Raw genomic sequence first — 21,783 nt, 5'->3', positions numbered from 1 at the left:
GCGCCCACGCGCAATCAGGGGCTCGCGGGGAGCACGTACGTCGCGTCGACGCGCGGCACGGTGCGGACCTGCCCCGACTCGCTGCGGAACTGCTGCTCGCCCGCGACGGTGCCGAGCACGCGCACCCAGCTCTCGACGGTCACCTCGGTCGCCGCGGGGTACGTGACCCAGAGCGGGCAGCGCTGCCCCGCGGGACAGTCGCGCACGAGCATCTGCAGCACGCTGCGCCCGCTCTGCACGTCGACGTTGTAGACGCGCCCTTCGAGCGCGACGCGCTGCCCCTGGAAGTGCGCGGGCGCCTGCGCGATGCGCGCGTAGGTGAGCGCGCGATCGAATTCGAAGCTGGCTGCCTCGCGCGCGAGATCCGCGACCCGACGGATGGTGATCGTGCGCGTGACCGGCGCGCGACCGGGCGCGCGCGCGACGATGCGCGGCGTCGCATCGCCGACCTGCGCGAGCGGGTACACGTGGAGGAAGCGGCCCTCGTTCACCGAGACGGTCTGGCCGTCGATCGTCACCGTCGCCTGGGGCGGGACCGCGCCCGCGATCTCGATGCGATCGCGATCGGTCACGATCTGATCGCCGGGGCGATCGATCTGGATCGTCGTGAGCGGCACGCGCGTGTCGAGCGTGCCCTCGGCGGCCTCGCCGCTCGGCGGCTGCACCGTCCACCGCGCTTGGTGCGCGAGCGAGCCGTCGGCGCCGGGCGTGATCGCGGCGATCGGGTACGCACGCGAGCCGCGCCCCTGCGCGTCGAGCGCGAGCGGCTGTCCGTCGAGGGTCGCGGTCGAGCCCGGAAGCGCCTCGACGACCACGGTGATCGCGGGATCCGCGGCATCGAGCGTCGAGAGATCGGCGCGCACGCGGAGCTCGAGCGTGAGCGTCACGCGATGCGTGGTGACCGCACCGCTCGGCGCGACGACGTCGATCGAGAGCGGGTTGTCGCCGACGTGGAGCGCCTCTGCGGAGAGCGGCAGGCGCGCGCGGCCGGATGCGAGCGGCTGCTCGGCACCCGCGAAGCGAACGCGCGATCCTTCGGGCGCGCCGGGGACCTCGACGTCGAGGACCTCGCCCTGCTCGCCCTGTGCGACGGTCGCGCGGATCGGCGTGTCGCGCGGACCGAAGCGCCACCACGCGAGCCCGCCGACGACGCCGAGCATCACGAGCACGCCGATCGCGAGCATCGCGAGGAGGAGCCCGCGTCCGCGCTTCGCAGGCGAGGGCAGACCTGCGATCGACATGTCGCCGGTGTTGTCGATCGGATCGGGCGCGGCGTAGGCAGGCGCGGGAGGCGCCGCAGGCGCAGGCGCGGCGGCAGGTGCCTGCGGCATCGAGGCGCGCGCGGGGTCGACCGTGGGCACGACGACGCCGAGCATCGTGCGGTTCGAAGGTCCGAGCGCAGCACGCTTCGAGGCAGCCGCGGGCTCGGGCGCGGTGGGCGCGAATTGCGCGGGCGGAGCAGCGGGCTCGATGTGCGCAGGCGGAGCAGCGGGCGCGGGCGGTGCGGGCGGTGCGCTCGCGCGCTGCGCGGCTGCGGCGATCGTCGCGGCGTCGATCGCGGGCATCCCGAGCATCGTGCGGTTCTGCGCAGCGCGTGCGACCGGCTCGCTCTGCTGCTGCGGGAGATCGCGCAGCGTGTCCGGCGCCTGGAGGGCGACGCCGAGCATCGTCTTGTTCATCGCCGGCGCGGGTGCGCTCGGTGCGAACGGCGAGCTGGGCAGCGGCGCAGCACCGGGCGGGGGCGCGAGCGGTGCGTCGATCAACGTGCGCGCGTGCTCCTTCGGAGGCGCACCAGGCAGGTCGTCGAGCGACGCGCCGATCATCGTCCCGTGACCCGCACGTGCGGGCGGGGGCGCAGCGATCGGCGCAGGGGCCTCGGGGGTCACCGGTGCGCCGCAACGTCCACAGAACCGCGCGTCCGACGAGATCGTGTGCCCGCAGGCCGTGCAGACCTTGGGAGCGACGCTCATGTCGCGCGCACTCTATAGCGGGCGCGGCCACGATTCCAACGAGCCCGATGGATCCAGCGACGTTGGATTACTCGTCAGGGTCTTGTCACTCCCCGATCGGGTTGGTGTAAGCTCACGGAGTGCGCGCGTGGGGGCGCACCACGCTTGGATCGGCCGACGGCTCGCCTCGCTTCTGCGGCGAACCGAGGGGTGAGACCGGCCCGGCGTAACTTCAGGAGGAATGGAATGATCGGAACCACGAAGAGGGTCGCGATCTGTGCGGCGCTGCTCGCCCTGGGCGGAATGACCGCAGCCTGCGGAGACGATGATGACGGCGGCGGCACCGATGCGGGCCGCGCCGATGCCGGCCGTGATTCAGGAACGACCGGTGACATGGACTCGGGCACCGACGGCGGCGGCGACACCGTCGACTCGGGCAGCGATGCGGGCCTTCCGGCGGCGTCGATCCGACTCGCGCATCTCATCTCGGACGCGGTGACCGCGGAGAACCCGAACGGCTTCGTTCACGTCTGCCTCGAGGCGCCGACTGGTGGCGCGCAGTCGCTGCTCACCCAGCGCGTCGTGAGCGGCACGCCGACGCCGTTCCCGATCCCCTACCGCGGGGTGTCCGACTACATCAGCACGGCGCCGCTGAACCTTCTGCCCCTCGAGTACACGGTGCACGTGTACCCGGTGTTCGCGGGCAGCACCTGCCCGGCGACCGATACGGCGCTCTTCTCGATCGGCGTCGATACGACCGACCTGATGCCGGGCAACTACTACACGATCGCCGCGACCGGCCTCCTCGCCGGTTCGGGTGCGCAAGCACCGCAGTTCGTGATCATCGAAGACGATCGCACCGAGCCGGCCGACGGCCAGACGCGCGTGCGTCTCGTCCACGCGATCCCGAACATCCCGGTGCCCGTCGACGTCTGTTACGACCCCGACTACACGTTCCCCGGGGGAGTTCCGACGCCCGGCCCGATGGAGGCCGTCTCGCTGTTCGCGAACCAGAGCTACATCGGTGCGGCGCTCTCGGATCCGCCCGTCGCGATGGTGCGCACGATCGACTACGTGAGCCGGACGCCGATCACGGGCGGTCTGATCGCGGTCTTCCCGCGGGCCGCGGGCGCGACGGATTGCGCGACTGCGAACCCGCTCTCTCCCGGCGTGATCCGCATCCCCGTCCCGCTGCCGGTGCCGCCCGCGGGAACGCCCAACATCCCCGGGAACATCTCGGCGGGCGCGACCTTCGACGACGGCGAGATCGTCTCGATCTTCGCGGTGGGTGACGTGACGTTCACGCCCGCCGCCACGACTACCTGCGCGACGGACGCCGACTGCACTGCGGCGCTTCCCGCAGGCCAGGGCTGCAACCCCGTCGCCCACGTCTGCCAGCACCCGCGCGGCCCGACGGTCGTTCCGTGGGTCGACAACTACACGCCGTGACAACCGCCGCGCGCTGAGCGCGCGATGACGAACGAGAAGGCCCGCGATGCGATGCATCGCGGGCCTTCCGTCTTTTGGCCGATGGCCGCTCAGCGGGCGAGATGAGCTCAGCGCACCACGATTGTGACCGGGCTCGGCCTGTCCGCCGTCGTTCCGCCTCCGATCTTGCCGACGAGGTTCGAACCCCAGCATCGGAGCCCACCGTTCGTCACCGCGCAGACTTGGTTGTCATCGCCCACGCCCCCGTAGATATCGACGAACCCATAGTGGTCTGCGCTGAGCGACACGACTCCATCGAGGCCATCGATCACCGCAGGCGTCGCGCGAGGCGCCGTGGTCCCGTCACCCAGCTGGCCGTGCGCGTTACGCCCCCAGCACGTCACGACACCACTGCCGAGACGAGCGCACGTGTGTCCGTATCCGAGCGCCAAGTCGGCGGCGTCGCTGACGCCGAGCACCGCGACGGCGGTCAGGCGCGTCGTGGTGGTGCGGTCACCGAGCTGCGACCACGCATTGTCCCCCCAGCACGCGACAGTTCCATCCGTCCGCACCGCACACGCGTGGCGGTCGCCAGCATGAACTCGGGCGACGTTCGTGAGCCCACTGACCCGCGTCGGCGTGGCGCGGCTCGTCTGCGTGCCATCACCGAGCTGTCCGTAGATGTTGCCTCCCCAGCACCACGCCGAGTGTTCGGCACCGCGCGCGGCGCACGTGTACCCGCCGCCTGCCGAAACGCTCACGACATCCGCGAGTCCCGCCGCGAGCACCGGTCGGGTCTGACGTTCCGCGGTCGAGCCATCCCCACCGTTACCAGCGCCCCAACACCGCACACGCCGGTCGTTTCCGAGCGCGCATGCATGGTGTCCGCCTGCCGTGACCGTCGCTACATCAGTCAGCCCGGCAACGCTGGTCGGGAGGGGGCGATCTTGCGTCGTCGCATCACCAATTTGCCCCCAACCATTCCATCCCCAGCAACGCACCGTACCGTCAGCCAGCCCGGCGCACGTGTGGTACGTGCCGGCCGCCACGGATCGCGCGTTGGTGATGCCGACGACGGGTTGAATCGTGCTCCGCGCAGCCGTCGTGCCGTCGCCCAATTGGCCGCGATCGTTCGAGCCCCAGCAGACGATGCTGCCGCCCGCTCGGAGAGCACACGTATGAAACGCGCCCGTCGCGACCTGCACGACGTCGTCACAACCTTCGTCGTTGCAGCTGAACGCGCACGAATCTCCGCAAGAGAGGCAGTCGCTCGCCGTCCCGAGTTGCACCTCGCATCCGTCCTCGAACTGCTCGTTGCAGTCTCGATAGCCAGTCGTGCACGCGGTCACTCTGCACTCGCCGGCGCTGCACCCCACGGCGCTCGCCCGCGTCGCGCTGCCGCATGCGAGCGTGGCAATCGGCCCATCGATCGCCGAATCGCAATCGTCGTCGCGACCGTTGCACACCTCGGCGACGGGTCCGACTGCGCCCACGCACTCGCTCAACACGCCGTCGACGCACGACTGCGTGCCTGCGGTGCACTCGCCCTCTTCCGTTCCTCCCGAGCACGCTCGTGTGCCGGTGCCGGTGCACGCACAGCCCTCGTTCGAGCCGCCCTCGCAGTCCTCGTCGCGCGCTTCGGCGTCGCAGACCTCGCTGCCGCCGGGTCGGCACGACTCGCATGCATCGTCGCAATCGCTCGCGTCGTCGACGTATCCGCTCGGCCTCTCGCACGCCTGCGTCGTCTGCGTCGGATCGCCGAATCCGTCGCCGTCGGCGTCGCGATGGAAGACCTGCGGCTCGCAGGGCATCCCGCCGTCACCCATGCCCGCGTCGTCGAGCGGCGTCACCGATCCGTCGGGCAACACGCACGTTCGATCTTCGGCGCGCCACTCGCCGCCGTTGGGGCAGATGCACCGGTGACGCCCGCGGTCGTATCGGAGGTCGGTGCCGCATGCGAGATCGCGCTCGCATCCGGAGAGCATCGCGACGAGCACACACGACGACAACAGAATGACTGGTCTCACGGTCTCCCTCCCGAGTGAAAGCCGCCACATCGACGCTCGACGCGCGCCGTTGCTCAACGCCTTCTTCGCAGCTTTGCGAGCGCCACGTCGGGCTCGGGCTCGCCCTGCGCGGGCGTGAGCTCGTCCTCGACGACCAAGGGCGAGAAGAAGTTGTCCTTCTTGATGTACTCGTCGACGCGGAACGCGAACTTGTAGCTCGGCGCTGCGCGCTGGTTGCAGTCGGTGCGCTCGCAGAAGCGGCACGTCGTGCCCACCGGCACGACCATCTTCTGCGGATCGACGAAGGGCATCTCGTCGGCGTACGCGAGGTGCTTCGCGTTGTCGGCGTGGGTGCCGAGGCCGATCGCGTAACACGTGCCCTTCGCGAGCGATCCGCCGATCGGCTCCGCGATCACCTTCGCGAAGCAGAAGTAGATCGAGCCGTCGGGGAAGAGCGAGTACTGCTTCGCGATCGCGTGCGGCGTGAGGAACGCGGTGTGGACGATCCACTTCGGACAGCTGCCCGTGCCGTGCGGGAATTTAAGGCCGGTCGCGCTGTACCTCTTCGAGATGTTCCCCGCGACGTCGACGCGCTGGAAGTGGAACGGCACCGCGCGTCGCTTGGGATCGCTCAGGTTGCAGAGCCGGTGCGCGACGGTCTCGTACGACGCGTCGAACACGTGCGCGAGACGCTCGACGTCGTAGCGCAGTCGCTGCGCCTCGCGGAAGAACGTCTCGTACGGGAGCAGCACCGCGCCCGCGAAGTAGTTCGCGAGGTGGATCTTCAGCAGGCGCGCGGTCTGCGAGTGGCCCGCGCTGGTCTCCGCGATGATCGGCTCGTGCAGCTTCTCGTCGTCGAGCAGGCGCAGGCCGATCGCGTGCGCGAGCTGGAAGAGACGACGGTGCTCGGGCACGTCGCGCGAGATGCGCAGCACGCCGCCCTCGCGATCGAGACGGCGGATGACCGAGCTCGTCTCGCCGCGCACGAGCTGCACGTGCACGTCCTGCTCGCGCAGCGCGCGCGTGAGCGCGTCGGCGGTGACGCGCTCCACCTCCGCGAGGCCGTGATCGCGACGCCATTGATCGGCGCGCTCCTCGAGCGACGGGAACCAGTTGCCGACCTCCTCGAGGAAGTCGGTCACCTCGTCGAAGGGCGAGTAGTCGAAGCCGTAGGGCTCGTCGCGCTCGCCGCCCACGGGCACCGCGACGACGCCCGCGTCGCGCTCCTGCTTCGCGAGATCGCGCAGCAGATGATCGAGCTGCGAGCGCGTGTTCTTGTAGAGGTTGAAGAGCGCGGTGATCGTCGTCGCGACCTTGGGCTCCGCGCCGAGCGTCGCGAGGTCCTCGCGCGAGAGGTTGAGCGTGCGGAAGAGCGGCTCGTCGAGGAGGCGCGCGAGCCCGTCGTCGACGCGCGGCTCGCCGAGCGACGACATGAAGTCCTCCATGCCGACGCCGTAGAGCTCGAGCGCCTGGAAGAGCAGCGGGAGCTGCACCGCGCGCTTGCCCTTCTCGATCAGCGAGAGGTACGCGGGCGACACGCCGAGACGGCGCGCGACGTCCGCCTGTTGCAGATCACGCTCGAGCCGCAGCTCGCGCAGCCGTCGCCCCATCGCCTCGTGCGCGTCGCGCATGGGCAGCGGGATGCCACGCTTGTAAACGCGCGGCAATGAGATTGGTCAACGTGTAAATCGAACGGTTCTCACTGCATTCGCATGCGCGCGAGCACGTCCGGGCGCTCTCCCGCGCCGCCGTCGCCCAGCGGATCTCGGGAGAGCACCATCACCGCGTCGCGATCGCGCTCTCCGCGCACCCGTTCGCCGCGCGCGAGCATCGCCTCGACCTCGGGCGTCGACGCGAGATCGATCACGAGGTGCAGTCGATCGGGGCCGGTGTTGATCGCGCCGTGTGGGCGGCTGTTGTTGAACGCCCAGACGCTGCCCGCGGGCATGTGCACGAAGCCACCCGACACCATGAGGCGCGCGCCCGGCGTGGTGACGAGCGGCACGTGGATGCGGTGGTGCTCGTCCCAGTGCTGCGTGTTGTCGACGTGCATGCGGATCTGCGAGCGAGCGGGCGAGAGACCGATCCACGCGAGCGGAGCGCGCACCGGGAACATCTCGTCGAGCAGCGCGCGGAAGCGCGGGAGCGTCGCGAGGATCGGCGCATCGACGTCCTTGCCGGTGATCAGCTCGTCGCCGGGGAGCGCGCCCGGCGGGCCCGCGCGCAGCACGCAGAACTTCGTGCCGCGGTGCCACTTCCACAGGCTCGCCACGTAGGGCAGCGCGCCGGCGCGCTCGAGCTCGTCGACGAGCGGCGCGATGTCGATCTGCGTCGGGAGGCGGATGAAGTCGTAGTCCTTGGCGGCGGCGTTCGCGCTGCGGACGTGCTTGCGCTGGTACATGGCGGCGCGCATCGGAGGCTCCTCTCTACGAGCAATCGCGGTGATCAGGGCGCCGACGTCGGGCACGCCGAGGCCGGTCGCGGGGCTCCACGCGCTCGTCGCGACGTAGCCGGGCACACGCAGGAACGTGCGACGGCCGTGCGGGTCGAGCGTGGGGAGATCGAGGTCGGTCGCGCCCTCGGTGATCGGGCGCAACGCCGGGGTCGCATAGAGCAGCGGCGCGACGTGTCCGACGCGCGGTCGATCGACGCGACGTCGCGCTTCGTTCGCGCACGCGAGGATGGCAGCCCAGATCGGCGCGGCGAGGCTGGTGCCGCCCGCGTCGTCGCGCCACGTGCCGTCGAGGAGCGCGCGAAACGCGTGATCGGGGCCCCACGCGGCGAGCGCGACGTCGGGCTGCGCACGACCCTGCGGGACGATCGCGGTGCCGTCGCTGCGCGCGTACGACCTGGCGAGCACGTCGCGCTGCCACGCGGGGATCGCGACGGTCTCGCTGAAGCCGCCGCCGCTCGCGAGCCGCGGAAGATGCACTGCATCGCGGATCGCATCGGAGACGGGCGCGTTCCACGCGCGCTCGCGCCAGCGCTCGACGTCGATCACCTGGGTGCCGCCGACGCTGAGCACGCGAGGCTCGCAGCCCGGGAACGTCGCGTGCGGCGCGATCGACGGCGACACCGGTCCATCCGGCGTCATCACCCGCGGGAACCCGCCGCACGCGCCCCAGTCCCCGCTCGCCGCGACGACGCTGACGCCGAGGACTGCTGCTTGATCGAGGAGCGCGGCGAAGCCCTCGCGACCGTGCACGCGACGATGTTGTCGCTCGGGCGTGCTCCAGCTCGTGACCGCGATCGTCGGCGCACGCGCCGCGTCGTCGAGCACGGCCTCGAGGAACGTGCTCCACGGATCGGCGACCAGCGCGGGATCGATGACGTAGACGACGATGCGCGCGGCGGGCGCGAGCGCGCCGATCCACTGCACGCTCATCGTGGTCTCGAAGCGTGCGCTGGGATCGCTCGCACACGCACCGAGCGCCGTGAGCGGCACGAGATCGACCTCGGGCAGCGGCACGTCGTGCGCGCGCCAGAACCCGTCGAGATCCTCGGCGCGCGGCAGGCCACCGAGCGCCATCACCGCGATGGTCTCGCCCCCACCACGCACGCTCGGATCGAAGCGATAGCCGCGACGCACGTCGGCGGGCGCGAGGCCGCGCTCGGGCGGAGCGACCACACGATCGGGCGCGCTCGGTCGCGACGACGAGGGCGTCACGTGATCGTTCGAGAGCGCGAGCGCTCGCACGCGTCCGCGCAATGGATCGGGGAGCGAGAGCGCGAGCTCGGGGCCGAGGCGTCGCTCGCCCACGAGCACGCGCGCCGTCGGCGCACCGAGCATCGCTGCGAGACCCGCGGCATCGATCGACACGACGATCGAGCGAGGGCCGTCGATCGCGCGCGGCGCGCGCGAGGCACCGTGACGCCCGAGCCACGCGCGCATCGAGGCGCGCTCTCGTGGATCGATCGCGATCCGACGCTCGAGCGCAGCGCGATCGAGGTACGCGCCGTACTGCGCGGCCTTGGGATCCGATACCGCGTCCGCGAGCTCGCGCAGCGCGATCGGATCCCGCGGCACGAGCTCGATCGTCAGCCGCACGGCGCGCTCTCGGTCACCGACACGCGCGGCTCGACGATGCGCACGAAGCCCTTCAGCGCGGCGATGCGCACGAGATCGAGGGCCGCCTTGCGCACCACGCTCGGATCGGTGCTCGCGGGCATCACGCTCGGCGCGCGCTCGAGCAGCTCGCTCACCGTGCGACAGCGCTGCAGCACCTCGACGATCGGCGCGAGCGCTGCATCGATGCGCGCCGGGACCGCCGCGAGCCGGTGCGTCATGTCGGGCTCTTCGGTGACGAGGTCGTGATAGACCTCGAGCGATCCGATCACGCCGCGCTCGAGGTTCGGCTCGGTGCGCAGGTCGACGCGGAACGGCGCGACGAGCTCGAGCGCGCACGCGGGTAGCGCGTCGTGCGAGGGCACGCCCGGCACCTGGTAGATGCGCTCGAGACCGCGCGCACCGCCGGTGATGCCCTGCAGCAGCGGCACCACGACCTCGGCCGCGGCACCGAGCGCGCGCGGCACCGGGAAGAACCCCGCGGTCGCCATCGTGAACGCCTGTCGATCGCTGAGCGCGAGGCGCCCCGACGCGTTCACGAGCTGCTGCGCCTCCCACCACCACGAGGGCGCGGCCTTGTTGTTGCCGTAGAAGTAGCGCGCGAGCCGCAGGAACGCGCCGTACTCGCCGCGCAGATAGTCCGCGTACGCGCGCCACAACGAGCCTGCCGGGAGATCGGGACGACGACGCGCGGTGAGCCACGTGTACGCCGCGCGATGTCCGGTCTGCAGCGCGAGCGTCACGCCGGTCGAGAGGATCGGATCGACGAACATCGCCGCATCCCCCGCCGCGGCCCAGCCCTCGCCGATCGGCTCGCGCGCCCACGAGGACCAGTCGCGGCAGGCACCGACGCGCGCGTTGCCCGGAAGGATGTCGTCGCGGAGCGTCGCGCTCTCGACGAGCCCCGCGACCTCGGGGCACGAGCGCAGCATCTCCCAGAAGAACGTCTCGAGATCGACGTCCTTCAAGCGATCCTTGAAGTGGCGCGTGTTGGTCACCGCGCCGACCGTCATCAGGTCCTCGCCGAGCGGGAAGTACCAGATCCATCCCTTCTCGACCGCAGCGATGAAGACCGTCGAGCGATCCTTCGTGCCGCTGTACGTGACCTTCCACTCCGCGTTGCGCAGATATCCGTAGACCGCGAAGTTGTTGAGCGACTCGTCATGAACTCGCTGGCCGCGCGTCAGCAGGCTCGAGAGCCCGCTCGCGTCCATCACGAACTCGGTGCGGATCGTGCCCCGCGCGCCCTGATCGTCCTCCCACGCGATCACGTGCGCGCTCGTTCCGTCGACGCGCGTCACCGCGGTCGCGCGCGTGCCCTCGCGCACCTCGACGCCGAGTCGCTCCGCGTTGCGCAGCAGGATGTCGTCGAACTTCGAGCGCTCGACGTTGAACGCGGAGTACGGCGTGTCGCGCTTGTTGCCGTCGCCGAGCAGCGCCTCGAAGTCCTGCCCCGTGACCTCGATGATCTCCGCGCCTTCGTGCTTCGTCGTGGTGCGCAGCGTGAGGTAGTCCGCGTTCCACGGCTGACGATCGCGGCCCCACACGAACGTCACGCCCATCTTCTTCACGAAGGGCGACGCGAGCAGCGTGTCGTACACGCCGAGATCCTTGAACACGCCGTTCGCGGCGGGGATCGTCGACTCGCCGATGCGCCAGCGTGGAAAGCGCTCCTTCTCGAGCACGACGACGCGCGCCTCGGGCGCGTACTTCTTCGCGATCGCCGCGAAGGTGCTGCCCGCGGGCCCACCCCCGAGCACGACGCAGTCCACCATCTCCACGCTCGACGTCATCTCTCGCCTCCGGTGATCGAAAAGGGGCAGCGCCCTCGGGCTCGTGCGCGACGAGCCCGAGGGCAGTGCGTCTCAGAAGCCGAAGTTCACGTCGGTGAGGGGCGCGCTCTCGAGCTCGACGACCTCGAGCGTCTCCGCGCTCTCCTTCACCTCGAAGCGCTCGCGCGCCTCGCGGGTCTCCATGTCGATCGTCGCGTCGTGCTGCTGCTGGCTGTCGTTGCGCTCCATGTGCTCTCTCTCCTGCAGTGGTTGGGGGGTCGTGGACACACGTCGTCCGTTCGCGCGTCGAGCCCTCGGGCCCGCGCGTGCTCTTTCGTCTCGCGGTGATCGCGCTCAGCGCGTGAGCAGCGCTGCGATCTCGTCGTCCGTCGGATGTCCGCCGGGCGGCGGCGCGAAGCAGAGGCGCGCCGTCTCGTGCACCGCCGTGGCGACCTCGCGGCGCTCGCTCCCGCTGCAGCGCGCGACCACGCGCACCGTCTCTGCGACGTGATCGCCGTCGCTGCCGATCGCGCTGTGCACGCGCAGGCAGCGCGTCGCGCGCATGCCATCCGGGAGGATCGCCTCGATGCGCTTCACGTCCTCCGCGCGCACCGTCGTCGCGAGGCGCTCGAGCGCGTACGCGTAGCCGACGCAGCGGATGGGATCGGGCGCGATCGCGTAGCGCGTGAAGATCTCGACGAGCCGGGCCGCGATCGGCGGGGTCACCGACGCGACCACGCGCTCGGCGTCGTAGCCCATCGCCGCGAGATCACGCAGCGCGAGCCGATCGTGGAACGTCTCTTCGCGCGCTCGCTCGCGCGCCCACTCCGCGAGCGCGCCGCGCCCGCTCGCCTCGAAGCGCGCCGCCGCCTCCTCGAGCAAGCGCGGCGTCGAGTGCGTGAGGTGATAGAGGCCCACCAGGCGCCAGGCCCAGCGAACCGGGGTGATCGCGGGCACGAGCTCCTCGCGCGCCGCGGAGAACGCCGCGCGGATCGCACCGTCGAGCAGCCAGCGCGTCGCGCGCTCGTGATCGTCGTCGCTCGCGAAGCGCAGCGTCGGCGCGTCCTGCTGCACGTCGGCGCGCACGATCAGCGCGCGCTCCTCGGTGGCCATCACGCGGAGCTGCGGTGTGAGCTGCGCCCATTCGATCGTCGCGTTCATCGTGGACCGCGGCTAGAGCAACCGAGGTGCCACCGCGCGATCGTGAGCGTTCGTTCGAGATCTCGCGATCGCGTGCTCGACGAGCGCGTGCGCGAACGGTGCGCACCGCGTGCGCGCACGACGCCAACCGGTTGGCAGCGCGCCAGCGCACGGGAGCGGGCCTTTACTCACGCGGTGCGTTCCTCCTAGGCTCCGGTCTCCCGCACGTGCGGGCACTGCGGTCCCTCGCGCGCGCCATCCGGCGCGGCGGTCGCGAGGACCTCTTTCGATGCGCGCCTCGGGTCCTAGAAGGCCCCGACGCCGCATCTCAGCAGAGACCCCGGAGGAAGATCATGGCCTTCACGCTCCCCGAGCTCCCCTACGCGAAGGACGCGCTCGCGCCGCACATCTCGGCCGAGACGCTCGAGTTCCATCACGGCAAGCACCACGCGACGTACGTCACGAACCTGAACAAGTTCGTGGACCAGGATCCCTCGCTCCAGGGCAAGAGCCTCGAGGACATCATCCGCACCGCGAAGGGCCCCGTGTTCAACAACGCGGCGCAGGTGTGGAACCACACGTTCTACTGGCAGTCGATGCGGCCGGGCGGCGGCGGTGAGCCGACGGGCGCGATCAAGGCCGCGATCGACAAGAGCTTCGGCTCGTTCGCGACGTTCAAGGAGCAGTTCAGCGCGAAGGCCGTCGGCCACTTCGCGAGCGGCTGGGCGTGGCTCGTGAAGAACGGCGACAAGCTCGAGATCATCGACACCCACGACGCGGGGTCGCCGCTCACGATGGATCGCAAGCCGATCCTCACGTGCGACGTCTGGGAGCACGCGTACTACATCGACTATCGCAACGCGCGCGCGAAGTACGTCGAGTCGTGGTGGAACCTGGTGAGCTGGGACCACGCGAACAGCCAGCTCTGATCGCGCACGAGAAGAAGGCCGCCTCCGGGCGGCCTTCTTCGTTCCGTCAGCCGCAGACGTCCTGGAACAGGTCGGTGCTGAAGTAGCGCTCCATGCGATCGCACAGCACCGTCGCGAGCGTGTGCCCCGGGCCGAGACGACGCGCGAGCGCGCGCGCCGCGGCGTAGTTGAGGCCGCTCGACGGACCCACCGGGAACCCGCGACGACACAGCGAGCGCGCCGCGTCGATCGCATCGCGCTCGAGGACTCGCACGTCGTCGTCGAGCCCGATGCGCGCGGGATCGAGGATCGCGGAGAGCCCGTCGACGACACCGGGGATGCCGCCGCAGATCTCGGGCTGTCCCGAGAAACACGGGCTGTTCTTCTCGGGCATCGCGCGCGCGACGCGCACGGGATGACCGGCATCGCGCAGCGCGCTCGCGATCCCCATCAGCGTGCCGCCGGTGCCGACGCCGGCGACGAAGCCGTGGATCGTCGTGCCCACCTGCGCGATCAGCTCGGGCCCGGTGTGCCGCTCGTGGGCGCGGGCGTTGAGCGGGTTCTCGAACTGTCGCGCGAGGAACACGCGTGCGTCGCGCGCCGCCATGGCGCGGGTCTCCTCGATCGCGCCGACGAGGCCTCCCGCCTGCGGCGTGAGCACGCACTCGCCGCCATAGCGCTTGATGATCAGCATGCGCTCGCGGCTGACGTTCTCGGGCATCACCGCGCAGAAGCGGACGCCGAGCGCGGCGCACGCCATCGCGAACGCGATCGAGGTCGAGCCGCTCGAGGCCTCGACCACGATCGAGTCCTCGCGGATCGCGCCGGTCTCGACGCCGTGCGAGAGGATGAACGACGCGACGCGATCCTTCGTCGAGCCGCTCGGCAGCAGGTACTCGAGCTTCAGCCAAATGGTGCAGCCGGTCTCGGGGTCGTCGACCGGCACACACGGCGTGCTGCCGGCGAGGCGCGCGAGCCACGCCTTTCGTTCGACGATCGAGCGCTGAGCGAGCGACATGCGGCGCAGTCTAGACGCGAACCAGCGCGCCCGGGGCTCCGGTATGCTCACGGTTCGATGCGTCGGCTGCTCGCGCTCGTGACGTGCCTCGGCGCGTGCGCTCCGGATCCATCGCTGCGCGCGTCGGAGCTCGCGACCGCGACGACGGTGGGCACCGACGAGCGACCGACGAACGACGTCGCGCTGCGCCTGCGCGAGGGCGTCGCGTACGTCGATCGCGATGCGCGTCTCGTCGTGATCGATGGCGAAGGACGCGAGCACGCGATCGGCGACGAGGTGCTCGCACCACCGATCACCGACGGCGCTCGCCTCGTCTGGTGCGATGAACGAGCGACGATCTTCGAGCTGCGCGACGCCCAGCCGATCGCGCTCGCGCACGCGCCCGGGCCGATGGCGCCGCTCGCGATCCTCGAGGACGGCTCGATCGCGCTCGTCGGCAGCACGAACGGCGGCGTCGCGGGGCTCTGGCTCTTCGACGACGAGCTCCGCTGCCTCACCAACTGCGCGCTGCGCGTGGGACGGCCGTGGGGCGACGCGTACACGCCTCCGCCCGCGGGAGCGTCGATCCATCTGGAGGGCGCGCACGTCGTGTTCGTCGGTGCCGATGGCGCCACGCACCGGGTGCCGCGATGAAGCACGTCGTGCTCGCGGCGCTCGTGCTCCTCGTCGCGTCGCGCGCCGAGGCGCAGACCTTCCGCCGCCCGTTCGCGTGCGACACGTGCATCGCGAACTGGTTCTACTTCGATCACACCGGCGAGACGGCGGGCACGCAGGACTGGAGCTGCGCGACGTCGACCTACGACGGGCATCGCGGCACCGACTTCTCGCTGCGCGGAGGCCTCGCCGCGATCGACGCGGGCCACGACGTCGTCGCCGCGGCCGACGGTGAGGTGGTGCGCGCGCAGGACGGCTTCTTCGATCGCTGCACCGCATGTGGCGGCGACAACTGCGGCACCGCGTTCGGGTTCGGCTACGGCAACCACGTCGTCGTCGATCACGGCGACACCCGCGTGGTCTACGCGCACTTGCGAAACGGCAGCGTGCGCGTGGCGCCCGGCGATCGCGTCACGTGCGGGCAAGTGCTCGGACAGATCGGCAGCTCGGGATGCAGCACCGGCGCGCACCTGCACTTCGAGACCCGACCACTCGGCGGCGCATCGACCACCGCGTTCGATCCCTTCGCGGGCACGTGCTCGCCGACCGCGCCGTCGCGCTGGGCCGAGCAAGGCATCCATCGCGGCATCCCGGGCGCGACGTGCGGCACCGCGACCTCGTGCCCCGACGGAACGTTCGCGCTCTGGACCTGCGACGAAGCGGGCACCGCGCGCCGTCGCTGCATCGACGGAGCCGACACGACCGAGCCGTGCCCGTGGGGCTGCGCGAGCATGCCCGCGGGCACCGACGACGAGTGCGCGCCCCCGCCCGACGCCGGTCTCGACGGCGCGACCGCGGGTGACGATGGTGGCAACACGCTCGACGCCGGTCCTCGCGAGATGCCGCGCATCTCGGGCGGCTGTGGATGTCGCGTGGGTGCGCGCACCCGCGCGTCGCCGGTCACGTTCGTCCTCGTCGTCGCCACGATCGTGCGCGCGATCCGCCGCCGACGATCCAAGCCCGCGCCACAGGTTTGCGACTAAGCTCGACTCACGTGCCCGCCCTGCCCCAGCTCGTCCCCGGACACGTCTTCGCAAGGGACTTCCGCATCCTGCACCTGCTCGCCGAAGGCGGCATGGGCGCGGTGTACGTCGTGGAGCAGCTCTCCACGGGCAAACGTCGCGCGCTGAAGGTCATGCTCCCGCAGCTCGTCGTCGACGCGCGCGCCCGCGAGCGCTTCGCGCAAGAGGCGCGCATCGCCGCGCACATCGAGAGCGAGCACGTGGTCGAGACCGTCGCCGCGGGCATCGACGATCCCACCGGCCTTCCGTGGCTCGCGATGGAGCTGCTCGAAGGGCGCGACCTCTCGCACGCGCTGCGCGAGCGCGGCGCGCTGCCCCCGAGCGAGGTGTACGAGATCCTGCAGCAGCTCGGCGACGGCCTCGGCGCGGCGCACGCGAAGGGCATCGTCCATCGCGACCTCAAGCCCGAGAACCTGTTCGTCGCGATCAGCCGCCGTCGCGGCGTGCCCTTCACCCTCAAGATCCTCGACTTCGGCATCGCGAAGCTCACGCAGGAGTCGCGCGCGACCGCATCGACCACCGCAGCCGTGGGCTCGCCGATGTGGATGGCGCCCGAGCAGACCGAGGCGCACGCGCGCATCCGCCCCGCGACCGACGTCTGGGCGCTCGGCCTCGTCGCGTTCTACCTGATCACCGGTCGTTCCTACTGGCGCGTCGCGAACCACCCCGAGGTGCGCCTCACCGCGCTCTTCACCGAGGTGCTCGTCACGCCGCTCGAGCCGGGCTCGGTGCGCGCGGCGCAGCTCGGCGTCGGCCACCTCGTGCCTGCGGGCTTCGATGCGTGGCTCGCACGCTGCCTCGATCGCGATCCCGATCGTCGCTTCCCCGACGCGCGCGTCGCGCTCGCGTCGCTCTCGCCCGGTCTCTCGCTGCGCGAGGACGCGCCCCACGTGCCGATGACGCACGAGCATCGTCGCGTGGTGCCGCCGACGGTCGCGATGACGCCCTCGTCGGTGCAGCCCCACGCGCCGACGCCCTATGCGCCGCAGGGTTGGACGCCGCACCCACGAGCGAGCACGCCCTACGCGGTGCACGGCCCCTCGACCGCGACCGGTCCGGTGGGCGCGCCGCGATCGAGCGCGACCCGCCACATCGCGCTCGCGCTGGGCCTCGTCGCGACGCTCGTCGGAGCAGGCCTCAGCGCGTTCGGTGGGCTCGTCCTGTGGCAGCGCTTCTCGCAGCGCGAGGTGCCTCCTCCGCCCCGCCTCGTCGCGCACGTCCAGCTCGATGCGGGCGCGCAGCTCGCGCGTGTCGATGCGGCGATCGCGCTCCCCGACTCGGGCCCCGCGATCGTCGCCCCGCCCGCCCACGACGCGGGCAGCGACGCGTCGCGCGCCCGCACCGAAGCCCCGCGCGATCCCCAGCCGCCGAGCGACGAGGTCGCGCGGTTCGCGTGGGCCGATGGCGCGCGGCGTCGCTGGCGCGGCACCTGGAGCGGCCAGGGCTGGCGCTACGCGATCACGATCGCCCTGCGCCGCGATGGTCGCGACGCGTCGGGCACCATCGAATGGCGCCTGCTCGAGAGCCCCAGGCCGGACTTCCAGTCGCGCATCGGGCACCAGGCCGAGGAATTCGTCGACGGCCACTACGACGAGGCCACCGGCGCCCTCGACCTCGCCGGGTACCAGACCTCCGATCCCACGCTGGTCTCGACCGATCACTACGATCTCCGCATCGCCGCGAGCGGCGCGATCAGCGGTCGATCCCAGAGCGACGGTGGTCGCGTCTCCGCGCGCCCGGCGGACTGATTTTCCGAGATCATTGCGACGATCCGGCCGTACGGGTACACCCCCGGCGCATGGCCCTCGTCCTCTACAACACGCTCACGTCGAAGAAGGAGCCCTTCGCTCCCCAGGATCCGTCGAACGCGCGGATCTACGTGTGCGGCCCGACCGTCTACGATCTCTCGCACCTGGGCCACGCTCGCTGCTACGTCGTCTACGACGTGCTCGTGCGTCACCTGCGCGCGCGCGGACAGACCCTCACCTACGTCCGCAACGTCACCGACATCGACGACAAGATCCTCGCGCGCAGCCGCCAGAACGGCGAGACGCCCGCGACGCTCAGCGCGCGCATGACCGATGCGTTCCTCGAGGACATGGACGCGCTGCGCAACGTGCGCCCCGACATCGAGCCGCGGGTCAGCGAGCACCTCACCGAGATCGTCGCGCTGATCGAGAAGCTCATCGAGAAGGGCGCCGCGTACGCGAAGGACGGCGACGTCTACTTCCGCGTCCATGCGTTCCCCGAGTACGGCAAGCTCTCGCACCGCTCGCTCGAAGCGCTCGCGTCGGGCGCGAGCGGCCGCGTCGACGAGAGCGAGACGCGCAAGAAGGAAGACCCGGCGGACTTCGCGCTGTGGAAGGGCGCGCCCGACGACGAGTGGGGCTGGTCGAGCCCGTGGGGCCACGGCCGTCCGGGCTGGCACATCGAGTGTTCCGCGATGTCGATGAAGCACCTCGGCGAGACGCTCGATCTCCACGGCGGCGGGCTCGATCTCGTGTTCCCGCACCACGAGAACGAGATCGCGCAGAGCGAGGCCGCGACCCACAAGCCGTTCGCGAAGCACTGGATGCACAACGGCTTCGTCGAGGTCGAGAAGACCAAGATGAGCAAGAGCCTCGGCAACTTCTTCACGGCGCGCACGCTCTTCGAGCGGCACGAGCCCGAGGCGATCCGCTTCGCGATGCTGACGGTGCACTACCGCAGCCCGCTGAACCTCGACTGGACGCTCGACGACGCGGGGAACGTCACCGGCTTCCCGCTCTTCGAGGACGCGGAGAAGCGCGTCGAGTACGTGTACACGACGCGGCAGCGGCTCGCGTCGATCGACCCCGCGCGCATCGTCGCGACCGGCGAGATCCCCGAGGCGATCGCGCGCTTCCCGCAGGAGCTCGCGGGCGCGCTCGACGACGATCTGAACAGCGCGATCGCGATCGCGACCGCGAGCGAGATGCTCAAGCAGGTCAACGAGCTCGTCGAGCAGAGCAAACGCAAGAAGGGCACGGTTGCGCGTGGCGCAATCGAGGCCGCGGAGCGTGCGCTCGCCGCGCTCGACACCGAGCTCGGCATCGGCGGTCAGGACGCGAACGCTGTCCTGCTGCGCATCCGCCAGCGCCGCGCGAACGCGCGCGGGATCACCGAGGCGCAGGTCGAGGAGAAGATCCGCGACCGCCGCGCGGCGCGTGACGCGAAGGACTTCGCGCGCGCCGATGCCCTCCGCGACGAGCTCGTGACGATGGGGGTCGAGCTCATGGACGGCCCGACGGGGACGACCTGGCGCATCCCCTGATCGCACCCGCGCGGAGCGAGTAGACTCGGAGCTCGATGAGCGAGCTGCCGGCACCGATGGCCCAGGGCGATCTCGCGAAGACGCCCTTCGCGCACGCGGTGCTCTACTGCCATCAGCGCGAGCTGACGGGCACGCTCGTGGTGTGGCCCGAGAGCGCGGAGTCGCCGCCGGGCCAGGAGCGCATCCGCTTCGAGAAGGGCGCGCTGGTCGCGGCGCGCCTCACGCAGCGCGCGGGCGCGCTCGATCGCGGGCTCCTGCCGCTCTTCTCGCGCGCGTCGGGACCCTACGCGTTCTACGCGGACGTCGATCTCGTGGGCAGCGGCGACGCGGTGCGCACCGGGCGCGTCGATCCGATGGTGCTGCTCGCGGCGTCGCTGCGCGGGCCGTCGCGCGACGACGTGGTCGAGTCGGTGCTCGCAGGCTTCGGCGACATCCCGGTGCGTTTGAAGCCCGGCGTCGATCTCAGGCGCTTCGAGCTGCTGCCGAAGGAGAGCGCGTTCGTCGAGGTGATCCGCGCCGCACCGGCGCCGGTGCGTGAGCTCGCGGCGCAGTGCGAGCTCGGCGAGACGCTCGGCAAGCGCCTGCTCTATCTGTTCGCGGTCACCAAGAGCCTCGAGCCGTACGGCGGCGCCACGACGAGCACGACGTCGTCACCGAGCTCGCTGCGCCCCTCGATGCCCAACGCGCCCGCGAGTGAGCGACCGCGCACCCCGGTGCCCCCCGCGAGCGCGAGCTCGTCGGCGGCGCGCGCGCGGAAGATGCTCGAGCTCGAGCTCCCGCCCGAGCCTCCCGCGGGCCTCGCGCCCGAGCACCTCGCGCTCTGGCGCGACGTCACGCGCGTGCTCGGCGAGATCGATCGTCAGAGCTACTTCGAGATGCTCGGCATCACGAAGGACGCCGGCGCGGAGGCGGTGCGCAAGGCGTACTTCGGTCTCGTCAAGAAGTGGCACCCCGATCGGGTGCCGGGCGAGCTCGCGACGCTGAAGCCGTTCGTCGAGCGCATCTTCCACCAGCTCACGTCGGCGCAGGACACGCTCTGCGACGACAAGAAGCGCGGCAACTACACGCGCGTGCTCTCGGAGGGCGGAGGCACGCCGGAGTCGGAGCGCAAGCTCGCGGCCGTCCTCCAGGCCGCGATGGACCACCAGAAGGCGGAGGTGTTGATCCGCCGTCGCGACTTCGTGGGCGCGATCGAGCTGCTCCGCGGCGCGATCGTGATGAGCCCCGAGGACGCGGATGCGCACGCCACGCTCGGCTGGGCGATGTTCCAGGCCGAGCCCGGGGTCGAGCGCGCGCCCGAGATGCTCGCGTCGGTCGACACCGCGCTCGCGCTGAACTCCCAGAGCGATCGTGGGCACTTCTACCGCGCGATGATCCTCCGTCGCCTCGGCCGCGAGAACGAGGCGGTCGCCGCGTTCGCCCAGGCCGCGGCGCTGAACCCGAAGAACCTCGACGCGGTGCGCGAGGTGCGCCTCGCCCAGATGCGCGGCGGCGGCAAGATCCCCGACGCGCAGAAGAGCGGCCCGTCCATGCGCCCCGAGGCGGCCAAGACGCAGAAGCCCGCGACGCAGAGCGGCGCGGGCCTCTTCTCGAAGATCTTCGGAAAGAAGGACTAGCGGAGGTCGACGTCGACGGTGCGCGTGACGGTCACGCGCGCGTACGCGTCGTCGAGCCCGGGCACGTCCACCGGCGTCACCCGCACGCGGCGCACACGCAGCATCGCGCCGGCGTCGGGCGCGAGGATCGCGAGCGACTCCGCGTCCACGCGGAACGAGCCGTCGTCGTTCGCCGCGCACGCCAGCACGTCGCCGTGCGCGCGCACCTCGATCTCGATCGTGTCGCGGGGATCACCCGCGGCCCACACCACGTCGACGCCCGCGTCGCGCGAGAGCGAGCCGACCATGCTCGCCAGCGAGCCGTCGATGCGCAGCTCGGCGGGCTCCGCCGGCGCCGGCACGACCGCGTCGAACGCCGCGATCTCGTCGCTGCCCGCGGCGCGGAACGCGTACTCGTCGAGGTCGGCGCGCGGCACCGCGAGCTCGGCGTCGCCCGCGTAGAACACGCCCGCGAGCACGCTCGCGAGGTCGGGGAACGCGCGCGGCGAGAGGCGCGCCTCGGTGCCCGCCACGCGCACCTGGATCGTGCCGACGTCGAGCAGCTCGACCTCCGCGCTCCCGACCCCCAACGGATCGGCGCCGAGCGCGTCGTCCGCGCCGACGAACGCACAGCTCTCGGGCGACGCCGCGGCGCCGCTTCCGAGCAGCCCCAGCACCGATGGGCCGTCGAGCCCGCGGTACCGCGCGAACGCCGCGCTGAGCACGGTCGGTCCCGCCTCGAGCTCGCCCTCGCCCGCGAAGCGCTCGACGTGCAGCACGCCCACGGAGCCTTCGGTCGCCGACGCCGGAGTCACACCGACCGGGTCGGCACCGCAGCCGACGCCCGCGAGCGCGACGATCAGCGCCAGCGTCGAACGAAAAGGTGAGCGCACGAGCGCCAGTGTAGCGGCGCGCCCCGACCACGGGCAAGCC

At 71.3% G+C, this 21,783-nt stretch carries 16 protein-coding genes; 7 read left to right on the top strand and 9 right to left on the bottom strand.

Annotated features, from left to right (window positions below; all coding sequences use genetic code 11):
- Positions 1–14 precede the first annotated feature (14 nt).
- On the bottom strand, positions 15–1,970 hold the full coding sequence (locus tag I5071_RS06565; RefSeq protein ID WP_236604532.1) for a zinc-ribbon domain-containing protein: 1,956 nt from the start codon (positions 1,968–1,970) through the stop codon (positions 15–17).
- Positions 1,971–2,195: 225 nt separating this feature from the next.
- Between I5071_RS06565 and I5071_RS06560 the strand changes: the two genes are divergently transcribed.
- The gene (locus I5071_RS06560; RefSeq protein ID WP_236604531.1) at positions 2,196–3,398 is read left to right on the top strand and encodes a DUF4397 domain-containing protein; all 1,203 of its coding nucleotides are present in this window, start codon (positions 2,196–2,198) and stop codon (positions 3,396–3,398) included.
- Positions 3,399–3,505: 107 nt separating this feature from the next.
- Here the strand turns inward: I5071_RS06560 and I5071_RS06555 are convergent, their stop codons facing one another.
- From I5071_RS06555 to I5071_RS06530, 6 genes are all read right to left on the bottom strand, one after another.
- Positions 3,506–5,404 (bottom strand): RCC1 domain-containing protein, encoded by a 1,899-nt coding sequence (locus I5071_RS06555; RefSeq protein ID WP_236604530.1) that lies wholly within the window; start codon positions 5,402–5,404, stop codon positions 3,506–3,508.
- A 53-nt stretch (positions 5,405–5,457) separates the two neighbouring features.
- The gene (locus tag I5071_RS06550; RefSeq protein WP_236604529.1) at positions 5,458–7,014 is read right to left on the bottom strand and encodes a helix-turn-helix domain-containing protein; all 1,557 of its coding nucleotides are present in this window, start codon (positions 7,012–7,014) and stop codon (positions 5,458–5,460) included.
- 68 nt (positions 7,015–7,082) lie between these two features.
- The gene (locus I5071_RS06545) at positions 7,083–9,431 is read right to left on the bottom strand and encodes an aspartyl/asparaginyl beta-hydroxylase domain-containing protein (RefSeq protein WP_236604528.1); all 2,349 of its coding nucleotides are present in this window, start codon (positions 9,429–9,431) and stop codon (positions 7,083–7,085) included.
- Positions 9,422–11,242 (bottom strand): NAD(P)/FAD-dependent oxidoreductase, encoded by a 1,821-nt coding sequence (locus I5071_RS06540; protein ID WP_236604527.1) that lies wholly within the window; start codon positions 11,240–11,242, stop codon positions 9,422–9,424. Before I5071_RS06540 ends, I5071_RS06545 begins: the two co-directional genes overlap by 10 nt.
- 72 nt (positions 11,243–11,314) lie before the next feature.
- A complete protein-coding gene (locus I5071_RS06535; RefSeq protein ID WP_157069369.1) occupies positions 11,315–11,470 on the bottom strand; it encodes a hypothetical protein in 156 nt (51 codons plus the stop codon).
- A 105-nt stretch (positions 11,471–11,575) separates the two neighbouring features.
- On the bottom strand, positions 11,576–12,382 hold the full coding sequence (locus I5071_RS06530; RefSeq protein WP_236604526.1) for a hypothetical protein: 807 nt from the start codon (positions 12,380–12,382) through the stop codon (positions 11,576–11,578).
- A 332-nt stretch (positions 12,383–12,714) separates the two neighbouring features.
- Between I5071_RS06530 and I5071_RS06525 the strand changes: the two genes are divergently transcribed.
- Complete coding sequence (locus tag I5071_RS06525) at positions 12,715–13,290, top strand: superoxide dismutase (RefSeq protein WP_236604525.1); 576 nt, start codon at positions 12,715–12,717, stop codon at positions 13,288–13,290.
- Between the two features lie 46 nt (positions 13,291–13,336).
- Here I5071_RS06525 and I5071_RS06520 read toward each other — a convergent pair whose 3' ends face one another.
- On the bottom strand, positions 13,337–14,287 hold the full coding sequence (locus tag I5071_RS06520) for a PLP-dependent cysteine synthase family protein (protein WP_236604524.1): 951 nt from the start codon (positions 14,285–14,287) through the stop codon (positions 13,337–13,339).
- A 57-nt stretch (positions 14,288–14,344) separates the two neighbouring features.
- Here I5071_RS06520 and I5071_RS06515 point away from each other — a divergent pair, with 57 nt between their 5' ends.
- The 5 genes from I5071_RS06515 to I5071_RS06495 are packed head-to-tail and all read left to right on the top strand — an operon-like array spanning position 14,345 to position 20,871.
- On the top strand, positions 14,345–14,920 hold the full coding sequence (locus tag I5071_RS06515) for a hypothetical protein (protein ID WP_236604523.1): 576 nt from the start codon (positions 14,345–14,347) through the stop codon (positions 14,918–14,920).
- Positions 14,917–15,924, top strand: coding sequence for a M23 family metallopeptidase (locus I5071_RS06510; protein ID WP_236604522.1), 1,008 nt, complete (start codon positions 14,917–14,919; stop codon positions 15,922–15,924). Before I5071_RS06515 ends, I5071_RS06510 begins: the two co-directional genes overlap by 4 nt.
- Positions 15,925–15,935: 11 nt before the next feature.
- Positions 15,936–17,711, top strand: a complete 1,776-nt coding sequence (locus I5071_RS06505) for a serine/threonine-protein kinase (RefSeq protein ID WP_236604521.1) — start codon at positions 15,936–15,938, stop codon at positions 17,709–17,711.
- Positions 17,712–17,761: 50 nt separating this feature from the next.
- Positions 17,762–19,255, top strand: coding sequence for a cysteine--tRNA ligase (gene cysS / locus I5071_RS06500; RefSeq protein WP_236604520.1), 1,494 nt, complete (start codon positions 17,762–17,764; stop codon positions 19,253–19,255).
- A 35-nt stretch (positions 19,256–19,290) separates the two neighbouring features.
- Positions 19,291–20,871, top strand: a complete 1,581-nt coding sequence (locus I5071_RS06495) for a J domain-containing protein (protein WP_236604519.1) — start codon at positions 19,291–19,293, stop codon at positions 20,869–20,871.
- On the opposite strand, the gene I5071_RS06490 is transcribed toward I5071_RS06495, so the two are convergent.
- Positions 20,868–21,743, bottom strand: coding sequence for a hypothetical protein (locus tag I5071_RS06490; RefSeq protein ID WP_236604518.1), 876 nt, complete (start codon positions 21,741–21,743; stop codon positions 20,868–20,870). The genes I5071_RS06495 and I5071_RS06490 overlap by 4 nt on opposite strands.
- Between the last annotated feature and the right edge of the window lie 40 nt (positions 21,744–21,783).

This window comes from Sandaracinus amylolyticus, assembly GCF_021631985.1.
In the GTDB taxonomy this organism is placed as follows: Bacteria; Myxococcota_A; Polyangia; order Polyangiales; family Sandaracinaceae; genus Sandaracinus; species Sandaracinus amylolyticus_A.
Note: the sequence above shows the minus strand (reverse complement) of the source record. Positions and strands in the feature narration are given on the sequence as shown.

What these genes read in the sequence shown, in the direction of transcription:
- I5071_RS06515 (WP_236604523.1), top strand. Translation starts at nt 14,345, where the DNA reads ATGCGTCGGCTGCTCGCGCTCGTGACGTGCCTCGGCGCGTGCGCTCCG.
- I5071_RS06560 (WP_236604531.1), top strand. Translation starts at nt 2,196, where the DNA reads ATGATCGGAACCACGAAGAGGGTCGCGATCTGTGCGGCGCTGCTCGCC.
- I5071_RS06525 (WP_236604525.1), top strand. Translation starts at nt 12,715, where the DNA reads ATGGCCTTCACGCTCCCCGAGCTCCCCTACGCGAAGGACGCGCTCGCG.
- I5071_RS06565 (WP_236604532.1), bottom strand. Translation starts at nt 1,970, where the DNA reads ATGAGCGTCGCTCCCAAGGTCTGCACGGCCTGCGGGCACACGATCTCG.
- I5071_RS06530 (WP_236604526.1), bottom strand. Translation starts at nt 12,382, where the DNA reads ATGAACGCGACGATCGAATGGGCGCAGCTCACACCGCAGCTCCGCGTG.
- I5071_RS06550 (WP_236604529.1), bottom strand. Translation starts at nt 7,014, where the DNA reads ATGCGCGACGCGCACGAGGCGATGGGGCGACGGCTGCGCGAGCTGCGG.
- I5071_RS06510 (WP_236604522.1), top strand. Translation starts at nt 14,917, where the DNA reads ATGAAGCACGTCGTGCTCGCGGCGCTCGTGCTCCTCGTCGCGTCGCGC.
- I5071_RS06540 (WP_236604527.1), bottom strand. Translation starts at nt 11,242, where the DNA reads ATGACGTCGAGCGTGGAGATGGTGGACTGCGTCGTGCTCGGGGGTGGG.
- cysS (WP_236604520.1), top strand. Translation starts at nt 17,762, where the DNA reads ATGGCCCTCGTCCTCTACAACACGCTCACGTCGAAGAAGGAGCCCTTC.
- I5071_RS06535 (WP_157069369.1), bottom strand. Translation starts at nt 11,470, where the DNA reads ATGGAGCGCAACGACAGCCAGCAGCAGCACGACGCGACGATCGACATG.
- I5071_RS06495 (WP_236604519.1), top strand. Translation starts at nt 19,291, where the DNA reads ATGAGCGAGCTGCCGGCACCGATGGCCCAGGGCGATCTCGCGAAGACG.
- I5071_RS06520 (WP_236604524.1), bottom strand. Translation starts at nt 14,287, where the DNA reads ATGTCGCTCGCTCAGCGCTCGATCGTCGAACGAAAGGCGTGGCTCGCG.